The sequence below is a fragment of the Candidatus Hydrogenedentota bacterium genome, from assembly GCA_016791475.1.
Taxonomy (GTDB): domain Bacteria; phylum Hydrogenedentota; class Hydrogenedentia; order Hydrogenedentales; family JAEUWI01; genus JAEUWI01.
Window position 1 is genome coordinate 1 of sequence record JAEUWI010000157.1, and the last position, 828, is coordinate 828.

Annotated in this window: 2 protein-coding genes; both read left to right on the plus strand. The window is 71.5% G+C overall.

All coding sequences use genetic code 11. The annotated features are described in order from the left end of the window. Window positions 1-304, plus strand: a 304-nt coding sequence (locus tag JNK74_28430; protein ID MBL7650115.1) for a DUF1826 domain-containing protein, incomplete at its 5' end; no start/stop codon positions are given. Window positions 305-309: 5 nt separating this feature from the next. Beyond that, on the plus strand, window positions 310-828 hold a 519-nt coding region (locus tag JNK74_28435; protein ID MBL7650116.1), incomplete at its 3' end, for an ATP-binding cassette domain-containing protein.

Here is an 828-nt window from a genome sequence, read left to right on the forward strand (position 1 = left end):
CCTGCACGTGGACCGGGTCGGCATCCGCCTGCTGTGCACCTACCGGGGGCCGGGCACGGAATGGCTGGACGATGCCGGCGCTGATCGCAGCAAGCTGGGCAGTGGCGCGGGCGGGCTGCCCGACGAACACTCGGGCCTGCTCGGCGCCGGAGCGCAGATCCAGCGCATTCCCGGCTTCACCGTGGCCCTGCTGAAGGGCAGCCTGTGGCAGGGCAATGGCGGCCGCGGGATCATCCATCGCTCTCCGGCGGTTCCGGCGGACGCCCTTCCCCGCGTGGTGCTGGCCGCCGACGGGGTGTGGTGAGCCCCATGGCCCCGAGCATTCATATCCGCGACCTGCGCTTCGCCTGGCCAGGCCAGGTTGCACCGTGTCTCACCCTGTCCGCCCTGGATGTGGGCCAGGGTGAGCAGGTGTTCATCCAGGGCGAAAGCGGCGCCGGCAAGAGCACCCTGCTCAACCTCATCGGCGGCGTGGTAATGCCCCGGGAAGGCCGTATCCAGATCCTCGGCCAGCCCCTGGACGCCCTGTCGGCCCCCGCCCGGGACCGCTTCCGGGTCGATCACATCGGCTTCATCTTCCAGCAGTTCAATCTGCTGCCCTATCTGTCGGCCCTCGACAACGTCCTCCTGCCCTGCCGCTTCTCCACTACCCGGGCCCGGCGAGCCGGCGCCCGGCCCGTGGAGGCGGCGCAACGGCTCCTGGATGCCCTGGAGGTGGATGCCGCCGACACAGCCCGGCCGGCGAGCACCCTGTCCGTCGGGCAACAGCAGCGGGTGGCTGCCGCCCGGGCGCTGATCGGGCGGCCGGAGCTGATCCTCGCCGACGAG